We start from the raw sequence: 16,670 nt of genomic DNA on the forward strand, positions 1-16,670 counted from the left end.
GCCAGGCCCTCAATCGGCATCGTGCCAGGTGCGGCCGTCACGCTCGATCAGTGCGATCGAGCCGCTCGGGCCCCAGGTGCCGGCGGTATAACCCTGCACGCCCTGTCCCAGCTCTTCCCAGCTCTTGAGAATGGGATCGATCCAGTCCCACGCGGCCTCGACCTCGTCGCGGCGCATGAACAGCGTCTGGTTGGAGCGGATGGTGTCCATCAACAGCCGCTCATAGGCATCGGGGCTGCGCACGTTGAAGGCTTCGGCAAAGCTCATGTCCAGCGAGACCTGACGCAGGCGCATGCCGCCCGGGCCGGGGTCCTTGATGAGGAGCGACTGCTTGACGCCTTCATCCGGCTGCAGGCGAATGACCAGCTTGTTGGCCTCGATCTTGCCGGCCGCATCGTCGAAGATCGAATGCGGGATCTGCTTGAAGGTGACGACGATTTCCGAAACGCGGGTCGCGAGGCGTTTTCCCGTGCGGATGTAGAAGGGAACGCCGGCCCAGCGCCAGTTGGCGATTTCAGCCTTGATGGCGACGAAGGTTTCGGTGTTGGAAACACCGCCTTCCAGCTCTTCCAGATAGCCCTTGACCGGGCCGCCTGCGGAAGCGCCGGCGCGGTACTGGCCGCGCACAGTCAGCTTTTCGACATTGCTGGTGTCGATCGGCTTCAACGAACGCAGCACCTTGAGCTTTTCGTCACGCACGGCTTCCGATTTCATGGAAGCGGGCGGCTCCATGGCGACAAGGCAAAGCAGCTGCAGGATGTGGTTCTGAACCATGTCGCGCAGCGCGCCGGCCTTGTCGTAATAACCGGCGCGGCCTTCGAGGCCGACCGCTTCGGCGACCGTGATCTGAACGTGGTCGATATGGGCGGAATTCCACAGCGGCTCATAAAGCGCGTTGGCGAAACGCAGCGCCATCAGGTTCTGCACCGTCTCCTTGCCGAGATAGTGGTCGATACGGAAGATCTGCTCTTCCTTGAAGACGTGGCCGATCGTGTCGTTGAGTTCCTGGGCAGAGGCCAGATCGCGGCCGATCGGCTTTTCAACGACGATGCGGGTCGAACGGGTGATGAGCTTGTGTTCGCGGATCTTGTCGGCGATATCGCCGAAAATGCCCGGTGCGACAGCCAGATAGAAGGCGCGCACGCGCTCCTTGCCTTCGTCCAGCAGCTTCTTCAGCACGTCCCAGCCATTGTTGCCCTTGGCGTCAACAGGCACGTAGAAAAGCCTGTTCAGGAAAACTGCAACCTGTGCGTCGTCGTATTCGCCGGCCTTCAGGTGCTCCTTCAGAGCGTCCTGCGCAAATTTGCGATATTCCTCATGGGTCATGACCGAACGCGACGCGCCGATGATGCGGGTCGGCTCCGTGAACTGGCCTTCGACCTGCCGGTGATAAAGGGCCGGCAGAAGCTTGCGCTCGGCAAGATCGCCCGTGCCGCCGAAAACGACACAATCAAAAGGTTCAACAGGAATGATCTGACTGCTCATATCGATTCTCTCGATCTTCAAGGGTTGGGGGCATCAATAATCTAATCGATTTAAAAATGCCAGACTCAGTTATGTGAAATTATGAATTTTGCTTCCGCCAACTCGCCCGCCGCCGGTAACAGTCTATAAACATTACCCTAAAACCTGTCTCGCAGCGCGTACCACGAGAGCGCCAGGAAAAGCAGCGGCGCACGCAGCGATGCCCCGCCGGGGAAAGATGGCACCTTCAGCCGGGCGAAGGGCGCCAGCATGTCCTTTTTGCCGAGAACCAGATCGGCATAGAGCTTGCCGCAATAATTCGACAGCATCACCCCATGGCCGGAATAACCGCCGATGGAAGTGACGCCGGGCATGACGTCGCGCACGAAGACTTTGCGCGGCAGGGTAATGCCGACGGAGCCGCCCCAGGAATGGGTGATTTCGACAGCATTCAGCTCGGGATAAATCTCGGCGATCTGCCGGCGGATATGGCTGGAAATATCGCGCGGCGCATCGGCCGTATAGGCCTCGCGCCCGCCGAACAGCAGCCGGTTGTCGGCCGTCTTGCGGAAATAACGCACCACGAAGCGGGAATCGGCGACCGCTTCCTTGTCGGGAATGATATCAGGATAGGCGTCGAGCGGTGCGGTGGCGCCGATGAAGGAGCGGATCGGCATGATGTGGGCGGCCGTCACCGGTTCCAGATTGCCGATATAGGCATTGGTGGCGATCAGCACCCGCGGTGCGGTGATGGTGCCGAAGGGTGTCTCGATGATGGTCTTGCCGCCCGCCTGCCGGATGGACCTGGCGGGGGTCATCTCATAAATGGCGGCGCCTGCCGCTTGCGCCGCCTTCGCCAGCCCGACCAGCAGCTTCAGCGGGTGGATATGGCCGGTGCCGGTATCGCGCGTGCCGCCGAAATAATGGGTGGAGCCGACACGTTTGCGTGCTTCGCCACGCTCCATGTAGGAAATATGCGAATAGCCGTAACGATTGTTCATCGCATCCACGCTTCTGCGATAATCATCCTCGTAAGCCGCCTTGTGCGCCACATAGAGCTGCCCCGGCAGATATTCCATGTCGATGCCGCGGCTGCTTGCGAAATCGCGCACGTAATTCTTGGCGTTCTCGGCAATGTCGAACAGCAGCTTCGATTGCTCGAAGCCGATCTCGGCTTCCATTTCGTCCGGAAAGGAGCGCTGGCCGGTGCCGAACTGGCCGCCATTGCGGCCGGAAGCGCCATCACCAAAACGATGCGCTTCGATGAGGGCGACGGAGACGCCGTTTTCGGCGAGGTCAGAGGCGGCCTGCAGGCCGGTATAACCGCCGCCGATGATCGCGACATCAACTTGCTTCGACCCGTCGAGGGCAGGATAGTCCGGCCGCTCGCCGACGGTTGCCTGATACCAGGAAATTCCCGGCGCAATCGGGCTTTGCCATGTCATGCTCGTGGTTCCTCACACGTTGAGAAGCAGAAACTCGCGCTCCCAGGGGCTGATGACCTGCATGAAGGTCTCGAACTCCCCGCGTTTCAGGCCCGCATAAAGGCCCACGAATTCATGGCCAAACACCCGCTCGAACTGTTCTTCGCCTTCCAGCAGCGCCACGGCCTCCAGAAGCCCGCGCGGCAGGTCGATGGAGCCTTCATTGGCCGTCTCAGCGGTCGGTTCGGTCGGTTCGATATTGTTGACGATGCCGAGCCAGCCGCAGCCGAGCGAGGCGGCAAGCGCGAGATAGGGATTGGCGTCCGAACTCGGCAGACGGTTTTCGACGCGCCGCGCCTGCGGGCCGGAAATCGGCACGCGGAAAGCGGTCGTGCGGTTGTCGTAACCCCAGGCATTGTTGACCGGGCAGGCCATATCAGGCGTCAGGCGGCGATAGGAATTCACATAGGGCGCGAGCATGACAAGCGCGTTCGGAACGTAACGCTGCATGCCGCCGACGAAGGAGAAGAATTCTTTCGAAGGGCCGCCATCCTTGTTCGAGAAAATATTGCGGCCGCTGTCGATTTCCACCACCGACTGGTGAATATGCATGGCAGAACCCGGCTGGCCCTGCATCGGCTTGGCCATGAAGGTGGCGTAGATGCCGTGCTTCAGCGCCGCCTCACGGATGGTGCGCTTGAACAGGAAGACCTGATCGGCAAGCTCGATGGGGTCGCCGTGGCGCAGGTTGATTTCCAGCTGGGCCGGACCTTCCTCGTGGATCAGCGTGTCGATCTCGAGGCCCTGTTTTTCGGAGAAATGATAGATATCGTCGATCAACTCGTCGAACTCGTTGATGCCGGCGATGGAATAGCTCTGCCCACCGACGATGGAGCGGCCGGACCGGCCCTTTGGCGGATGCAGCGGATAATCCGGGTCGTCGTTCATGGCGACGAGGTAGAATTCGATTTCGGGTGCGACGACCGGTTTCCAGCCCTTTTCCGTATAAAGCGACAGCACGTTCTTCAGCACGTTGCGCGGCGTGTAGGGGACGAAATTGCCTTCCGCATCCACGACGTCGCAGATCACCTGCGCGGTCGGGTCGCTCTCCCACGGCACGACCGAGAGCGTGGAAAGATCAGGCACCAGCTTCAGGTCGCTGTCGCGCGGCTCGTAACGGAAATTCGCGGTCTCATCAGGATATTCGCCTGAAATCGTATGGCGGTAGAGCGCGGAGGGCAGGGCAAGCGAGGTGTCGCCCGTGAACTTTGCCGTCGGCATCATTTTGCCGCGCGCAACGCCTGCAAGATCGGGGGTGATGCATTCTATGTCCTCGATACCGCGCGCCCGCAGCCATTGCGCGGCTTCGCGCCAGGAGGAAACGCCACGGGTGGAGGAGAGGTCGAGGGGAGGTGTCTTTGCCATGGTTGCCTGTTTCTTCGGGCGGAGCATGGTTTTCTTCGGGGGCATGTATCACCGGGTCTGTGTTTCTGGTGGAGCCATCATAACCGTAGTTTGGCAATTGGCGAGGGGGAAAGCGCCATTGACAAGCGGCGGCACTTCGAAAAGAGGAAAGGAAACGGATCGGATGAAATGATGACAGAGAAATGTGACGTGCTGATTTTGGGGGCGGGCGCCGCCGGCATGATGTGCGCCATCCGCGCCGGCCAGCGCGGCCGCTCCGTCGTCATTCTCGACCATGCGAAGGCGCCGGGCGAAAAGATCCGCATCTCCGGCGGCGGCCGCTGCAACTTCACCAATATCCATGCCGGGCCGAAGAATTATCTCTCCGCCAACCCGCATTTCGCCAAATCCGCTCTCGCCCGTTATACGCCGCGCGATTTCATTGCCCTTGTTGAAAAACACCGCATCGCCTGGCACGAAAAGACGCTCGGCCAGCTTTTCTGTGACGACAGCGCCAAGGATATCATCCGCATGCTGCTTGCCGAAATGCAGGCGGTCAATGCGAAGCTGCGGCTTGAAACGTCAGTCTCCGCAGTCGCCCATGATGGCGGCCGTTTTCGCGTCACGACATCAGGCGGCGTCATCGAGTCTGAAAGCGTCGTTGTGGCGACGGGCGGTAAATCGATCCCGAAAATGGGCGCGACCGGTTTTGCCTACCAGATCGCCGAACAATTCGGTCTCAAGCTTATCGAAACGCGGCCCGGTCTCGTGCCGCTGACGCTCGATCCCGCTTTGCTGGAAAAGCTGAGCCCGCTTGCCGGCGTCGCGGTTCCGGCCGAGGTTTTCCATGGCAAGACTGCGTTTGAGGAAGCGCTGCTCTTCACCCATCGCGGTTTGAGCGGACCCTCGATCCTGCAAATCTCATCCTACTGGCGCGAGGGTGATGTGGTCCGCCTGAAGCTTGAGCCGCATCGCGATATAGCCGCGCTTCTGAAGCAGGCGAAACAGAAGAACGGTCGGCAGTCACCCCAGACCGCTCTGTCGGAAATCCTGCCGAAGCGTCTTGCCCAGCATGTCGTCGAACAATCCGGCCTCACCGGCCATCTCGCCGATATGTCCGACAAGGTTCTGGCAAAGCTCGCGGGCGAGGTGCAGGACTGGCAGATCAAGCCCGCCGGTTCCGAAGGTTATCGCACGGCGGAAGTCACGCTCGGCGGGGTGGATACGACCGGTCTCGATTCCCGCAGCATGGCGGCGAAATCCGTGGCCGGGCTTTATTTCATTGGCGAATGTGTTGATGTGACCGGCTGGCTCGGCGGTTATAATTTCCAGTGGGCCTGGGCGTCCGGGCAGGCAGCGGGCGAATTCGCCTGAGGCACTGCCCGTTAAGACCTTGTTAACGGGCGTGGAGTCATCCTGACCGAATGCCAGCAAAGCCGGATCGCATTGCGCTCCCGCTGCACATGATGTCCTGCTGGAGGCTCTTAACAGGGCATGGGTCGGTTGAGTTTTTCGTCAGGAACCCGCGCATGAACAGAACAGCACATCGCCGCCCTCACGCCATTGCCATCGCCCGCGCCGAAAGCGAGAGCCGGCAGTTGGCTTTTCGCCTGAGCCTTATCGCAGCCGGTGCTCTGGCAGCTCTGATCGCCCTCTTTTATTGATCGGCGGTTCGCGGTCTTCGTCAAGCCCATGACTGTGCGGAAAAACCGCCACGGCCAGGATGCCTCGGCCATATCGGCATAAAACTTCTCTTCCTGTATAATGGCTTCGCGCCGCGTGCGCGGCTGCCGGTTTTCGATGATGGCCCGTGCTGCAAAAATCGCGTGCATGTCGCTCTCCTTCTGATGCGGAGGGGCCATGATGCACGCCGTTTTTTGATTTATCTGCGCAAGAAAATGCGCTACGTTTTTCAGCAATGAAAAACGTTACCTGGGACTCCTACCAGCTTTTTCTCGATGTGTCACGCAGCGGCGGCCTGACCGGGGCCGCGGCGATAACGGGTTTGAGCCCCGCGACCATCGGACGGCGCATGATCGAACTGGAGGAGCGTATCGGCAAGGCCCTGTTCCAGCGCAGCCAGACGGGATACGCCCTGACGGCGGATGGCCGCGCGCTGTTCGACCGGCTTATGGCAATGGAGAATGCAGCCAGGGATATCGAGGGATGGCAGAAGGCGTCGTCCGCCTCATCCGTGGTGCGCATTGCCGTCGGCACCTGGAACGCCTGGCTGCTGACCGGCAACTTCTCCGCCATCTGCACCGACCGCGATGATTTCCGCATCGATCTTTTCATTGCCGAACAGAGGGCGTCTCTGGCGCATCGCGAGAATGACATCGGCATTCGCGCTTTCGAGCCGCAGGAAAAGAACCTCGCCGCCATCAAGACGGGGGAGGTGGCTTATGCGCCCTACAGGCTGCGCAACGCCGCCACTGCCGTCGCCGACCGCTGGCTGGCGGTGGCGGAGGAAAACGCCATTTCAACCTATCTGCGCTGGCCGCATGAGAACCGCCGCAATGATATCGCGGTAACGGTGAACCGGCCGACGGCGCTTCTCGATCTTGTGCTGGCCGGGGCAGGCGTCGCCGTGCTTCCGTGCTTCGTGGGCGATGCGGATGCGCGGCTTGCCCGGGAAGGTGACGAGATGGAAACCCTTCGCCACAATCAATGGATCGTCATGAACAATGACGATCGCCACCGCCGCGATATCAGGATGGTGGCGGATCGGATGACCCGTCTGATCAAGGGGCACTCGGACCTTTATGCCGGGCGCAAGAGCCGCCCGGCATAAAGAAAGGCTGTCATTTCAGGCGGCGTCACGCCCCTGCGCGACGATGACGGGAATCAGAAGATCTCCCCAGTTGCCGCCGCCGCCATGGTGGCGGGCCGAGCGTACGAGCTCGACGGAAACACCGGCCTCAACGGCTTTCATGACGGCCTGGTTGAGGCGGTGCAGATCATTGGCCAGCATGCGGATGGCGGCCTGCTGATCCTGCGTCATGGCGGAGGACTGCTCCTCGGCGCGTTCCTTGACGTGGGTCTTGATGGGGTTGTGGGCATTCATGGCATTTCTCCTCTCTTTATTGGTTGGGGTTCTTGATCCGGTTTGCAAGCCCTTCCCGTCGCCGGGAAGGGCCGTTTTTCGATTTATTCTGCCGCCGGGCGGAACTGGTCGTGCTCGGTGGATTCCTTCATGGCTGTCGTCGAAGACGTGCCGCCGGAAATGGCGAGCGACACGGCGTCGAAATAGCCGGTGCCGACCTCGCGCTGGTGTTTGGTGGCGGTGTAACCATTGGCCTCTGCTGCGAATTCCGCTTCCTGCAGCTCGGAATAGGCCGCCATCTGCCGGTCCTTGTAACCGCGCGCCAGTTCGAACATGCCGAAATTCAGCTGGTGGAAGCCGGCGAGCGTGATGAACTGGAACTTGTAGCCCATCGCCCCGAGTTCCCGCTGGAACTTGGCAATCGTCGTGTCGTCGAGGTTCTTTTTCCAGTTGAACGACGGCGAGCAATTGTAAGCGAGCTTCTTGCCGGGATGCACCTTGTGCACGCCCTCGGCAAACCGCCTAGCCTGTTCGAGATCCGGCTTTGATGTCTCGCACCAGATCAGGTCACAATAGGGCGCATAGGCAACCGCACGGGCGATGCAGGGTTCGAGGCCATTCTTCACCTGATAGAAGCCCTCGACGGTGCGGCCGGCATCGTAATCCACGAAGGGACGGTCGCGCTCATCGATGTCGGAGGTCAGAAGCTTGGCGGCCTCCGCATCCGTGCGGGCGATGACCAGCGTCGGTACACCCATGACGTCTGCCGCAAGCCGCGCCGCCGTGAGGTTTCGAATATGCGCCGCCGTCGGGATCAGAACCTTGCCGCCGAGATGGCCGCACTTCTTTTCAGATGCCAGCTGGTCTTCATAGTGAACACCGGCTGCGCCCGCCTCGATGAAGGCTTTCATGATCTCGAAGGCGTTGAGCGGTCCGCCGAAACCGGCCTCCGCATCGGCAACGATCGGCGCGAACCAGGTGTCGACCGAAAGGCCCTTGCCCTCCGCCGTCTCGATCTGGTCGGCGCGCTGCAAGGTGCGGTTGATGCGCTTTGCAAGCTCCGGCGCGGCGTTGGCCGGATAAAGCGACTGGTCCGGATACATGGCCGACGCCGTATTGGCGTCCGCGGCAACCTGCCAGCCTGAGAGATAGATCGCCTTCAGCCCGGCGCGAACCATCTGCATGGCCTGGTTGCCGGAAAGCGCGCCGAGCGCATTGACGAAATTCTCCTCGTTGATCAGCTTCCACAACCGGTTCGCGCCCATTTCGGCCAGCGAATGGCGGATCTCGACGGAGCCGCGCAGCCGCTGCACATCAGCGGCAGTATAGGTGCGTTCGATGCCGTCAAAACGTCCCTGCGGTGCGCCCGGAACAAGTTTGTAAAAATCCGTCATACTTCTCTCTCCCATGACAAATGCGGTTTCGGAAACGTGCTGCCTCAACGTTGTGAAGCGCCGTTCGATGTGACTACATTTACATTTTTGGAGATTTGAACGCCAGAACAAACATAAAAACAGTGACTTGAAAGAGGTTATCCTGTAGAGTGCATGACAGGGTGGAGCTGTAAAATTGTAAATTTTGTAAAAGCCATTCACCCCGAGAGTTTGTAACAGGCTTGTATGAGTCGCCGGGATGGAGAGGCAGGACGGTGTCGGAAAACAAGATTTTTGCAGGCCCGCGCGTGCGCCGCATTCGCAATGGTCTGGGGCTGACGCAGACGGCCATGGCCGAGGCGCTGGCGATTTCGCCGTCCTATCTCAATCTCATCGAGCGCAACCAGCGACCGCTGACCGTGCAGCTGCTTTTGAAGCTCGCCTCTGTCTATAAGGTCGATCTTGATGATCTGCAGGGCGAGAGCGCCGGTTCCGCCGGACAATTGCGTGAAGTCTTCGCCGATCCGCTGCTGGTGGGTGAGGTGCCGTCGCCGCAGGAGCTGATCGAGGTCGCAGATGCGGCGCCCAATGCGGCAAGCGGTGTCCTCAAGCTTTACCGGGCCTACCGGGAACAGGCGCAGCGCCTTTCCGACCTTTCCGATCTTCTGGCGCGGGAAGGGCACGAAACGGCGCTCTCCTCCACCCGCCTGCCGATCGACGAAGTGCGGCATGTCTTTGAAAACCGGTCGGCCTATTTCCACGCCATCGATGCGGCGGCGGAAGAGCTCCATAAACAATTGGCGGCGGGCGATGATCTCGCCTCCGGGCTGAGGGCATGGCTGCAGAAAAACCACGGTATCGTGGTCAGAACCTTGCCTGTACACGCCATGCCGAACCTCAGGAGGCGTTATGACCGCCATTCGATGCGGCTGTTTTTATCCGAGCGCCTGTCGCAGCCGGATCAGCTGAGGGAAATGGCCATGGAGACCTGTCTTCTGGCCCTTCGCGAAGAGATAGGCGCGGAGCTTGACGGGCTTGGTTTGAAAGGGGAGGAGGCAAAGCGCATCGCCCGCTTCGAGCTGGCGCGTTATGCCGCCCATGCCCTGATGATGCCTTATGGCGCATTCCTTGCTGCCGCCCAGCGCGCGAAATACGATCTTGATGTTTTGCGGTCGCGCTTCAACGTGTCGTTCGAGCAGGCCGCCAATCGCCTCGTCAGCCTGCAACGGCCAACGGCTGCGGCAATACCGTTTTTCCTGATGGAGATCGACAATGCCGGCAACCGGTTCCGCCTCGCAGGGGCCGGTGGTTTTCCGAGGGCGCGGTTCGGCGGCCTCTGTCCGCGGCTTAATATCCATGCCGCCTTCGCCCAGCCGGGGCAGGTGCTGGTGGAGGCGGTGGAGATGCCTGACGGTGATGCCTTCCTCACGGTTTCGCGCACACTGGAAGGCCCGCAGGCGGGTTTCGGCGAGAGGGTGCGGCGAACGGCCGTGCTTGTCGGTTGCGATCTCGCTCAGGCGGGAGAGACGGTCTATGGCCCAGCCGCCTCGGGTGCGTCGCCTGTTGCCGTCGGCCCCTCGTGCCGGCTGTGCGAAAGACAGGGCTGTCTGTCGCGCGCCGAAGCACCGCTGACACGGCCGCTGGGGCTGGATGAAATGGTGACCGGCCTTAGTGTTTTCGACTTCCAGTAGGTGTTTCCATCCGCTTTTTTGCGGCCGGAACACATTTGGTTGAAAATGCTGTGCTGCACATTTCCCGCTTGCTCCCTTTTGTTTTCCTTTCTAGTCTCTCCAAAAAAAGGGGATCACGCTTCCACCGTGAGGATGCGTTAACAGGAGACATCATGAAAAACCGTTCTCTCCGTCTGACCTTGGCTCTCACCACCGCGCTCGTTGCAGCAGGCTCGGCAATGGCCCAGGAGAAGGTCGTCCACGTCTATAACTGGTCGGATTATATCGACGAATCGATCCTTACCGATTTCACCAAGGAAACCGGTATCAAGGTCGTCTATGACGTGTTCGACAGCAACGAACTTGTGGAAACCAAGCTTCTGGCCGGCAGCTCCGGTTATGATGTCGTGGTGCCGACCGGCCCCTTCCTTGCCCGCCAGATCAATGCCGGCGTGTTCCAGAAACTCGACAAGTCCAAGTTGCCGAATCTGAAGAACCTGTGGCCCGAGGTCTCCGAGCGTCTGGCGAAATACGACCCCGGCAACGAATATGCCGTGAACTACATGTGGGGCACCACCGGCATCGGTTATAACGTCGCCAAGGTGAAGGCAGCGCTTGGCGATGTTCCCGTCGATAGCTGGGATATTCTCTTCAAGCCGGAAAATGCCGAAAAGTTGAAATCCTGCGGTATCAATATTCTCGATGCGTCGGACGAAACCTTCGCCATCGCCATGAATTATCTCGGCAAGAATCCCGACAGCAAGGAAACGGCCGACCTGGAAGCCGGCGGCGAGGTCTATTCGAAGATCCGTCCTTTCGTGAAGACCTTCAACTCCTCCGCCTATATCGACGAACTCGCGAATGGCGACAGCTGCATCACCATCGGCTGGTCGGGCGACATCCTGCAGGCGAAGAGCCGTGCCGAGGAAGCCAAGAACGGCGTCGAGGTGAACTACATCATCCCGAAGGAAGGCACCTATATGTGGTTCGACAACCTTGCCATCCCCGCGGATGCCAAGAATGTCGAGGAAGCCCACACCTTCATCAACTATCTGATGCGGCCGGAAGTCATCGCCAAGGCGTCCAACTACGTTCAGTATGCCAATGGCAACCTCGCTTCGCAGGCGCTGATGGATGAGTCCGTCGCCAAGAACCCGGCGGTCTATCCCAATGCGGAGACGATGAAGAAGCTCTTCACCATCTCGCCCTACGGACCGAAGGAACAGCGTGTGCTGAACCGCGTCTGGACGCAGATCAAGACCGGCAGCTAAGACCTCCGCTCGCTGGTTGAGGAACGGCCGGCGGGCCTGTTTCTCAAATCCTTTGCCGGCAGGTCCCGCGACCTGCCGGTGTCGCCCGCCCCGAAGCATCGTTCGAAAGACCAACGGGATTTGAGGGTGGGTGAATGGCGAAAACTCTGGGGCCGGTCAAACGCAAATTTAGCCCTTGGGACAGTCCCGATGCGGTGCCCTTCATCCGCTTTGAAAACGTCACCAAACGTTTTGGCGATTTCGTCGCCGTCAATAATCTGACGCTCGATATTTACGAGCGCGAGTTCTTCTCGCTGCTTGGTCCCTCCGGCTGCGGCAAGACCACGCTGATGCGCATGCTCGCCGGTTTCGAGGAACCGACCGAGGGCCGCATCCTGCTGCAGGGCAAGGATATTTCCGGCGTTCCGCCCTATAAGCGCCCCACCAACATGATGTTCCAGTCCTATGCGCTTTTCCCGCATATGTCGGTGGAAAAGAACGTCGCTTTCGGTCTGGAGCAGGATGGTCTGCCCAAGGCGGACGTCGCCGCCCGCGTCGAGGAAATGCTGCGCCTCGTCAAGCTCACGGAATTCGCCAAGCGCAAGCCCAGCCAGCTTTCCGGCGGCCAGCGCCAGCGCGTGGCGCTCGCGCGTTCGCTTGCCAAGCGGCCGAAGGTGCTTCTTCTCGATGAGCCTCTCGGCGCGCTCGACAAGAAGCTGCGCGAAGAAACGCAGTTCGAGCTGATGGATATCCAGACCAATCTCGGCCTCACCTTCCTCATCGTCACCCATGACCAGGAGGAGGCGATGACGGTTTCGGACCGGATCGCTGTCATGGACAAGGGCAATGTCGTGCAGGTGGCGACACCGGCCGAGATTTACGAGGCGCCGAACAGCCGCTACGTGGCTGACTTCATCGGCGACATCAATATTTTCGACGCGAAGGTCGTCGCCAATGCCTCGGATATCGGCAAGCCTGGCCTGGTGACGCTGGATTGCGAAGGGCTGAAAGTGGCGGTGGAGCAGGAATGTGCTGCCGCGACCGGCAGTCAGGTCGCTTACGCCATCCGCCCGGAAAAGGTTCGCATCTCGCTAGACCAGCCCGCCGACAGCAGCGTCAACTCCGCCTATGGCGAGGTCTGGGATATCGGTTATCTCGGCGACTTCTCGGTCTTCATCGTCAAGCTTGCCGATGGCCGCGTCATCCGCGCCGCGCAAGCGAACGTCTCGCGTCTCGTGGATCGTCCGATCACCTTCGGCGACATGGTGTGGCTGAACTGGAAACCGGATTCAGGTCTTGTCCTGACACGCTGAGGGAGGCTTTCATGGCGATCACCACTCCCGAAAACCGGCAAAGCCCCTGGCGCTGGCTGGTCGTCGCGGTTCCCTATTTCTGGCTGCTGCTGTTTTTCGCAGCGCCCTTTTTCATTATCTTCAAAATCTCACTGTCGGATACGGCGATCTCCATGCCGCCCTATACGCCGGTCTTCGAAGGTTTTTCGAAGCTCGGCGAATTCTTTTCGCAGCTGGATTTCGAGAATTATCTGTTCCTGACGGAAGACCCGCTCTACATCGACGCCTATCTGTCGTCGCTGCGTATCGCCTTCATCTCCACCTTCCTGCTGCTGCTGATCGGTTATCCCATGGCGCTGGCCATGGCGCGCGCACCGTCATCCATTCGCCCGACGCTGGTGATGCTGGTGATCCTGCCGTTCTGGACCTCGTTCCTGATCCGCGTTTACGCCTGGATCGGCATTCTGAAGCCGGAAGGCCTGCTGACGGTGCTGTTCCAGTCGATCGGCCTTCTGGGGCCTGACCAGCAGGTCAACATCTTCCGCACCGAGACGGCGATCTTCATCGGCATTGTTTATTCCTACCTGCCCTTCATGGTGCTGCCGCTTTATTCGGCGCTGGAAAAGCTCGACAACACGCTTCTGGAAGCCGCTGCCGATCTTGGTTGCCCGCCATGGAAGGCCTTCTGGAAGATCACGTTTCCGCTCTCCCTGCCGGGCGTCGTGGCCGGGTCGATGATCTGCTTCATCCCGATAACAGGTGAGTTCGTCATCCCCGATCTCCTGGGCGGCGCGCAGACGCTGATGATCGGCAAGACGCTCTGGACGGAATTCTTCGGCAACCGCGACTGGCCTTTGGCATCCGCCGTTGCCGTGCTGCTTCTGCTGTTGCTGGTGGTGCCCATCGCCATCTTCCAGAACCAGCAGAAGAAGGTGGGGTGAGGCCATGAAGCGCGGAAAATTCGACATCACCGTCCTCACCCTCGGTTTTGCCTTTCTTTATATCCCGATCATCATCCTGATCGTTTATTCCTTCAACGCCTCCAAGCTCGTCACCGTCTGGGGCGGCTTTTCGCTGCAATGGTACCGCTCCATGTGGTCGAACCAGGGGCTGATGGATGCCGCCTGGGTGACGCTGCGCGTCGGTATCCTCAGCGCCACCATCGGTACTATTCTCGGAACCTTGGCGGCGCTGTCGCTCACCCGCTTTGCCCGCTTCCCGGGCCGGGTGCTGTTTTCCGGCATGATCTATGCGCCGCTCGTCATGCCGGAGGTCATTACCGGCCTGTCGCTGCTGCTGCTCTTCGTGGCGGTCGGGGTGGATCGCGGTTTCTGGACCGTGGTCATCGCCCACACCACCTTCACCATGTGTTACGTGGCGATCGTCGTGCAGTCTCGTCTTTTGACCTTCGACCGCAGTCTTGAGGAGGCGGCGCTCGATCTCGGCTGCCCGCCGGTCAAGACCTTCTTCCGCATCACCCTGCCTTTGATATTCCCCGCCGTTATCGCCGGCTGGATGCTGGCCTTTACCCTGTCGCTCGATGATCTTGTCATCGCCAGCTTCGCCACCGGTCCCGGTGCGACGACGCTGCCGATCAAGATCTATTCGCAGGTACGCCTTGGCGTGACGCCGGAAATCAACGCCATCTGCACGATCCTCATCGGGCTCGTAACCATCGGCGTTATCGTCGCCTCCATCGCATCCAAACGCACGGAGTTGCAGCGGATGCGGGATGAACACGCCGCTGCCCGACACTGATCAAACGGACCGCTTTGATTTTCTCGCGTTACTGTTGAAATCGCGATTAATTCAGGAACTTTTAATTTAGTTTCGGCGCTTTACGGTCTCAGAATAGGAATTTTCGTCGGTAATTGCTCGATTTTGGTTTTAACCGCTTGTTAATAGGAGTTGGCGGAAAGTAAACCCAACGCAGGGCTGTCAAATTTCTGATGGCCGGGATTGATAATTTCCATATCGCGAGGTTGTCCCCCTTTCTCTCGTTGAAAAAAGCACAACTAATACAGGCGGTCGCAAGGCCGCCTTTCTTTTTGCCACGACGGCCGATGCCATTCAGCTGTTGTCCGGATGATCCATCGATTTCGAGACGAGCAGCACGGGAATAAGCCCGGCAATGATGATGATGATCGCCGGTACGGCGGCATCCTGCACCTTAGAGCGCGATGCATCCTCATAAACCAGCGTTGCCAGCGTGTTGAAACCGAAAGGCCGGAGCAGGATGGTGGCCGGCAGTTCCTTCATGGATTCGATCAGGACCAGAAGAAAGGCAGTCAGCGCCGCCGGCCGCATGTTCGGCAGCAGCACCTTGAACAGGGTCTGTGCCCGGTTGCGCCCAAGCGTTCGCGAGGCCATGTCGATATGCGGCGAGAGCTTCTGGAAACCGGCATCGAGCGTGCCTTCCGCCATGGTCATGAAACGCACGGCATGTGCATAGATGATGGCGAAGGCGGTGCCTGAGAGCAGCAAACCGCTGGAAAAGCCGAAATGCGTGCGAATGAACCCGTCGATGCCGTTATCGAGGCTTGCCAATGGAATGAGTACGCCAATGGCGAGCACGGTTCCCGGCACGCCATATCCCATGGAGCCGAAGCGGGCGGCGACCTTCGAGGTACGCGAGCGCTCGGTGCGGATGGAATAGGAAAACACGAAAGCGGCAATCAGCGTGACGAAGGCCGCGGAAAGCGAAACTTCGAGACTGTGTCCGAGCGCTTTCAGAAGCTTCGGCGCGAACAGCGCGTCGAGCCTCTTGGCTGCGTAACCGCCGAGCACGATCACCGGAATGAAGAACCCGCTCGCCACGGGTGCGGAGCAGAATAGGCTTGCGCACCAGCGCCGCCAGCCGGTCAGCGCCTTCAGCCGGTGGCGCTGCGCCATGCTTGTCGCCTTCGGCGCGCCGAAGCGCTGCTTTTCCCGGGCATTGCGTTCGATGACGATCAGTGCACCGACAATGATGAGGATGATGGCGGCGATCTGGGTCGCATTGGCAAGATTGCCGCGATTGAGCCAGGTCTCGTAGATGGTAAAGGTCAGCGTCTGGACGCCGAGATATTCGACCGCGCCAATATCGTTCAGCGTCTCCATCAAGACCAGCGACAGGCCGACGGCAATCGCCGGCCGCGCCATCGGCAATTGCACGGAGAAGAACACGTTCAGAGGCTTTGCGCCAAGCGTGCGGGCCGCGTCAGCCGCAAACCGCCCCTGCATCGAAAAGGCAGCACGGGCCGAGAGATAGACATAGGGATAGAGTACCGAACTCAGAACGATGACAGCGCCGCCGAGCGAGCGTATATCCGGAAACCAGTAATCGCGGATGCTGTGATAACCGAAGACGGCGCGAAGGGTGCTCTGCACCGGGCCGGTAAAGTCGAGAAACTCACCGAACGCATAGGCTGCCAGGTAGGACGGAATGGCGAGCGGCAGGACAAGTGCCGCCGACAATAGTCGTCGCAGCGGAAACTCGAATGTGGTGATGAGCCAGGCGCAGACAATACCGAAAAATGCCGTCGTCGCGGCCGTCATCCCCAGCAGCATGAAGGTGCGAAAGCCGGCGCGCGGCAGAACATTGGCGAGAAGATGCTGCCACCCCTCCGTGCTGCCGGTCAGCGCCAGCCAGAAAATTGCCAGAATGGGCATGGCGGCAATGGTTGCGACAATGATGGCCGCAATCGGCAATAGCGAAACGCGTTTTGTCGCGGGAAGGGGAGCCGTCATGGGCATGCGAGCCTGCTGTCT

Annotated in this window: 14 protein-coding genes; 7 read left to right on the top strand and 7 right to left on the bottom strand. The window is 59.9% G+C overall.

The genetic code is table 11. The features are described 5' to 3' along the window. Positions 1 to 9: 9 nt before the first annotated feature. The 3 genes from zwf to CFB10_RS11125 all read right to left on the bottom strand — a co-directional run bounded on the left by zwf (position 10) and on the right by CFB10_RS11125 (position 4,358). Complete coding sequence (zwf, locus tag CFB10_RS11115; protein ID WP_026363666.1) at positions 10 to 1,485, bottom strand: glucose-6-phosphate dehydrogenase; 1,476 nt, start codon at positions 1,483 to 1,485, stop codon at positions 10 to 12. Between the two features lie 137 nt (positions 1,486 to 1,622). Next, the gene (locus CFB10_RS11120) at positions 1,623 to 2,909 is read right to left on the bottom strand and encodes an FAD-binding oxidoreductase (RefSeq protein ID WP_020010461.1); all 1,287 of its coding nucleotides are present in this window, start codon (positions 2,907 to 2,909) and stop codon (positions 1,623 to 1,625) included. Positions 2,910 to 2,921: 12 nt separating this feature from the next. Next, entirely contained in the window at positions 2,922 to 4,358 is a 1,437-nt protein-coding gene (locus tag CFB10_RS11125) for a glutamine synthetase family protein (protein ID WP_020010462.1), read from the bottom strand. Between the two features lie 123 nt (positions 4,359 to 4,481). Here CFB10_RS11125 and CFB10_RS11130 point away from each other — a divergent pair, with 123 nt between their 5' ends. Next, positions 4,482 to 5,666, top strand: a complete 1,185-nt coding sequence (locus CFB10_RS11130; RefSeq protein ID WP_026363667.1) for an NAD(P)/FAD-dependent oxidoreductase — start codon at positions 4,482 to 4,484, stop codon at positions 5,664 to 5,666. A 110-nt stretch (positions 5,667 to 5,776) separates the two neighbouring features. Here CFB10_RS11130 and CFB10_RS11135 read toward each other — a convergent pair whose 3' ends face one another. Then, a complete protein-coding gene (locus CFB10_RS11135) occupies positions 5,777 to 6,124 on the bottom strand; it encodes a hypothetical protein (protein WP_026363668.1) in 348 nt (115 codons plus the stop codon). 86 nt (positions 6,125 to 6,210) lie between these two features. Here CFB10_RS11135 and CFB10_RS11140 point away from each other — a divergent pair, with 86 nt between their 5' ends. Then, entirely contained in the window at positions 6,211 to 7,083 is an 873-nt protein-coding gene (locus CFB10_RS11140; protein WP_020010465.1) for a LysR family transcriptional regulator, read from the top strand. Between the two features lie 15 nt (positions 7,084 to 7,098). On the opposite strand, the gene CFB10_RS11145 is transcribed toward CFB10_RS11140, so the two are convergent. Both CFB10_RS11145 and aceA read right to left on the bottom strand, forming a co-directional pair. Next, on the bottom strand, positions 7,099 to 7,356 hold the full coding sequence (locus CFB10_RS11145; protein WP_004432604.1) for a hypothetical protein: 258 nt from the start codon (positions 7,354 to 7,356) through the stop codon (positions 7,099 to 7,101). Between the two features lie 83 nt (positions 7,357 to 7,439). Then, positions 7,440 to 8,729 (bottom strand): isocitrate lyase, encoded by a 1,290-nt coding sequence (aceA, locus tag CFB10_RS11150; protein WP_020010466.1) that lies wholly within the window; start codon positions 8,727 to 8,729, stop codon positions 7,440 to 7,442. Positions 8,730 to 8,983: 254 nt separating this feature from the next. Here aceA and CFB10_RS11155 point away from each other — a divergent pair, with 254 nt between their 5' ends. The 5 genes from CFB10_RS11155 to CFB10_RS11175 all read left to right on the top strand — a co-directional run bounded on the left by CFB10_RS11155 (position 8,984) and on the right by CFB10_RS11175 (position 14,678). Beyond that, complete coding sequence (locus CFB10_RS11155; protein ID WP_003503301.1) at positions 8,984 to 10,399, top strand: short-chain fatty acyl-CoA regulator family protein; 1,416 nt, start codon at positions 8,984 to 8,986, stop codon at positions 10,397 to 10,399. Between the two features lie 152 nt (positions 10,400 to 10,551). After that, positions 10,552 to 11,649: a polyamine ABC transporter substrate-binding protein gene (locus CFB10_RS11160; RefSeq protein ID WP_003503300.1), complete on the top strand. Its 1,098-nt coding sequence runs from the start codon at positions 10,552 to 10,554 to the stop codon at positions 11,647 to 11,649. A gap of 134 nt (positions 11,650 to 11,783) precedes the next feature. Beyond that, positions 11,784 to 12,941: an ABC transporter ATP-binding protein gene (locus tag CFB10_RS11165; protein WP_026363669.1), complete on the top strand. Its 1,158-nt coding sequence runs from the start codon at positions 11,784 to 11,786 to the stop codon at positions 12,939 to 12,941. A gap of 11 nt (positions 12,942 to 12,952) precedes the next feature. Beyond that, complete coding sequence (locus CFB10_RS11170; RefSeq protein ID WP_020010468.1) at positions 12,953 to 13,861, top strand: ABC transporter permease subunit; 909 nt, start codon at positions 12,953 to 12,955, stop codon at positions 13,859 to 13,861. A gap of 4 nt (positions 13,862 to 13,865) precedes the next feature. Then, the gene (locus CFB10_RS11175; RefSeq protein WP_020010469.1) at positions 13,866 to 14,678 is read left to right on the top strand and encodes an ABC transporter permease; all 813 of its coding nucleotides are present in this window, start codon (positions 13,866 to 13,868) and stop codon (positions 14,676 to 14,678) included. 312 nt (positions 14,679 to 14,990) lie between these two features. Here CFB10_RS11175 and CFB10_RS11180 read toward each other — a convergent pair whose 3' ends face one another. Next, a complete protein-coding gene (locus CFB10_RS11180; RefSeq protein ID WP_020010470.1) occupies positions 14,991 to 16,655 on the bottom strand; it encodes an iron ABC transporter permease in 1,665 nt (554 codons plus the stop codon). Between the last annotated feature and the right edge of the window lie 15 nt (positions 16,656 to 16,670).

Source organism: Agrobacterium sp. 719_389, assembly GCF_900188475.1.
GTDB lineage: Bacteria > Pseudomonadota > Alphaproteobacteria > Rhizobiales > Rhizobiaceae > Agrobacterium > Agrobacterium radiobacter.

Coding starts and splice junctions, on each gene's coding strand:
- aceA (WP_020010466.1), bottom strand. CDS start 8,729: ATGACGGATTTTTACAAACTTGTTCCGGGCGCACCGCAGGGACGTTTT.
- CFB10_RS11130 (WP_026363667.1), top strand. CDS start 4,482: ATGATGACAGAGAAATGTGACGTGCTGATTTTGGGGGCGGGCGCCGCC.
- CFB10_RS11120 (WP_020010461.1), bottom strand. CDS start 2,909: ATGACATGGCAAAGCCCGATTGCGCCGGGAATTTCCTGGTATCAGGCA.
- CFB10_RS11170 (WP_020010468.1), top strand. CDS start 12,953: ATGGCGATCACCACTCCCGAAAACCGGCAAAGCCCCTGGCGCTGGCTG.
- CFB10_RS11135 (WP_026363668.1), bottom strand. CDS start 6,124: ATGCACGCGATTTTTGCAGCACGGGCCATCATCGAAAACCGGCAGCCG.
- CFB10_RS11165 (WP_026363669.1), top strand. CDS start 11,784: ATGGCGAAAACTCTGGGGCCGGTCAAACGCAAATTTAGCCCTTGGGAC.
- CFB10_RS11125 (WP_020010462.1), bottom strand. CDS start 4,358: ATGCCCCCGAAGAAAACCATGCTCCGCCCGAAGAAACAGGCAACCATG.
- CFB10_RS11175 (WP_020010469.1), top strand. CDS start 13,866: ATGAAGCGCGGAAAATTCGACATCACCGTCCTCACCCTCGGTTTTGCC.
- CFB10_RS11180 (WP_020010470.1), bottom strand. CDS start 16,655: ATGCCCATGACGGCTCCCCTTCCCGCGACAAAACGCGTTTCGCTATTG.
- zwf (WP_026363666.1), bottom strand. CDS start 1,485: ATGAGCAGTCAGATCATTCCTGTTGAACCTTTTGATTGTGTCGTTTTC.
- CFB10_RS11140 (WP_020010465.1), top strand. CDS start 6,211: ATGAAAAACGTTACCTGGGACTCCTACCAGCTTTTTCTCGATGTGTCA.
- CFB10_RS11160 (WP_003503300.1), top strand. CDS start 10,552: ATGAAAAACCGTTCTCTCCGTCTGACCTTGGCTCTCACCACCGCGCTC.
- CFB10_RS11145 (WP_004432604.1), bottom strand. CDS start 7,356: ATGAATGCCCACAACCCCATCAAGACCCACGTCAAGGAACGCGCCGAG.